Genomic DNA, 2,065 nt, shown 5'->3' with positions numbered 1-2,065 from the left:
CGGCCCCCGCGACCCCTCCCCCGCCCGGCCCGGACTCCCCGCCGGCGGCGCCCACGGCGCCCGTCGCGGCGGCCATCCCGGACACGGCCGACGAGATCCTCCAGCGGTGGACGGAGAGCGAGGCCGTCGCCGAACCCGCCGTCGGCACGATCGGGCAGGCCGGGATCACGCTGGCGGACATCGGCGGCCTGGCCGACGTGAAGAAGCGCCTCGACATGTCGTTCCTCACGCCGCTGCGCAACCCGGAGCTGCGCCTCAAGTTCGGCAAGTCCCTGCGGGGCGGGCTGCTGCTGTGGGGTCCTCCCGGGTGCGGCAAGACCCTCATCGCCCGCGCGCTGGCGGGCGAGCTGGGCGCGAACTTCTACGAGATCGGCCTCAGCGACGTCCTCGACATGTGGATCGGCAGCAGCGAGCGCAACCTGCGCGGCATCTTCGAGACCGCCCGCCGCAACCGCCCGTGCCTGCTGTTCTTCGACGAGATGGACGCGCTGGGCCAGAAGCGGTCGCAGCTGCGCGGCGGCGGGTCGTCCATGCGCGGCGTGGTCAACCAGATGCTCGCCGAGCTGGACGGCGCGAGCACCGACAACGAGGGCCTGTTCGTCCTGGCCGCGAGCAACCACCCGTGGGACATCGACTCGGCGTTGCTGCGGCCCGGCCGGTTCGACCGGACCGTCCTGGTGCTGCCGCCGGACGTCGAGGCCCGCGAGGCGATCCTGCGGCTGCACCTGCGCGGCCGTCCGACCGAGCGCCTCGACCTCGCCAAGATCGCCAAGGCGACCGACGGCATGTCCGGCGCGGACCTCGCGCTGATCTGCGAGCAGGCCACGGAGACGGCGATGGAGGCGTCGATGGCGTCCGGCCGGGTCGAGCCGATCAGCCAGCGCCACCTCCAGGAGGCGGCGCGGTCGGTGCGCCCGAGCATCGGCGAGTGGATGGAAACGGCCCGCAACTACGCCCTGTACGGCAACGACGCGGGCGCGTACGACGAGCTCGCCGCGTACCTGAACAAGCGCCGCCGCTGAGCCGGCGCCGAGCCGGCGCGGGACGCCACCGCGAACGGCGCCGCGGGCGGTGTCGCGAGGTCACGGGCGCGGGTTGAACCGCGTCCACCTGCGACCGTCCCGTTCGGCCCGCGGGGTGGTGGCGGCGACGCAGCGCGGGCACAGCCACATGGTCTGGTCGGTCGTCTGCGACAGCCACACCGCGTCCGCCCACGGCACGTGCCGGAACCGGCCGAGCCGGCTCCGGCTGAGCGCCTGGCCGCACAACGTCTGGTTGGCGCCGGGCGTCCACGCGTGGACGTCGCCGGAGGGCTGGCGGACGCCGTCCTCGTCCACCCACTGGCTGGACGCGGCGACGCACGGCTGGGAGACCATGTGGCCGGTGTACCCGCTCCGGCACGTCCGATGCCCGCCCGCCCGGCGTCACGGGCTCCGGGGCTCACGTGGCCGCGAGGCGGACCGCCGCCACCGCCCCGTCCACGGTGGGGTGCAGGGGCAGCGCCTCGTCGACGTGGCTGACCTGCAAGGGGCGCAGCACGCTGCGGCCGTCGGCGGCGACGGCGAACGGGATGCCCAGGCGGGCGGCTCGGTGCCGGGCGTTGATGAGCAGCGCGATGCCCGCCGAGCCCAGGAACTCGACGTGGCACAGGTCGAGCACGATCGCGTCCGGGCTCGTCTCGAAGGCGGCGTCGAGCTCGGCCGCGACGGGGTGGCGCGACGCGGCGTCGAGGGCGCCGGAGACCTGGACCAGCGTGATGCCGCGGGCCACCTCGCTGCGGGTCGCGTGGCCGGTGGTGCGTTCGGTCATGGCGGGTCCTCCTCCGGTCCGAGAACTGCGGTCGCCGCTCACCGGTCTGTCACCACCATGCCGCATTCGGTCGGAGTCGGCGGGGGATGGACCTCGGCGAGCAGCGCCCGGAGCGGGTTCCACAGGTCGGGGACGGCGGCCAGCACGTCGCCGCTGCCCGGCCAGCTGCGCGGCGACGGGCCGACCAGGTCGCCGACCCTCCCGCCCGCCTCCTGCACGAGCAGCACACCCGCAGCGCAGTCCCAGGGTTTCAGGT

At 74.8% G+C, this 2,065-nt stretch carries 4 protein-coding genes; 1 reads left to right on the top strand and 3 read right to left on the bottom strand.

Annotated elements, in window-relative coordinates:
* The coding region (locus ACFQ3T_RS36265) for an ATP-binding protein (RefSeq protein ID WP_380730637.1) at positions 1-1,022 on the top strand (1,022 nt) is incomplete at its 5' end.
* A gap of 60 nt (positions 1,023-1,082) precedes the next feature.
* On the opposite strand, the gene ACFQ3T_RS36260 is transcribed toward ACFQ3T_RS36265, so the two are convergent.
* The 3 genes from ACFQ3T_RS36260 to ACFQ3T_RS36250 all read right to left on the bottom strand — a co-directional run.
* Entirely contained in the window at positions 1,083-1,376 is a 294-nt protein-coding gene (locus ACFQ3T_RS36260; protein ID WP_380730635.1) for a hypothetical protein, read from the bottom strand.
* Positions 1,377-1,440: 64 nt separating this feature from the next.
* Positions 1,441-1,809 carry an STAS domain-containing protein gene (locus tag ACFQ3T_RS36255; protein WP_380730633.1) on the bottom strand — a complete coding sequence of 123 codons (369 nt, stop codon included), beginning with the start codon at positions 1,807-1,809 and terminating at the stop codon, positions 1,441-1,443.
* A 38-nt stretch (positions 1,810-1,847) separates the two neighbouring features.
* On the bottom strand, positions 1,848-2,065 hold a 218-nt coding region (locus ACFQ3T_RS36250; protein ID WP_380730631.1), incomplete at its 5' end, for an inositol monophosphatase family protein.

The organism is Saccharothrix hoggarensis (genome assembly GCF_042678885.1).
Taxonomy (GTDB): domain Bacteria; phylum Actinomycetota; class Actinomycetes; order Mycobacteriales; family Pseudonocardiaceae; genus Actinosynnema; species Actinosynnema hoggarensis.
The sequence above is the reverse complement of the archived record's forward strand: the minus strand, read 5'-3'. Positions and strand labels throughout refer to the sequence as shown.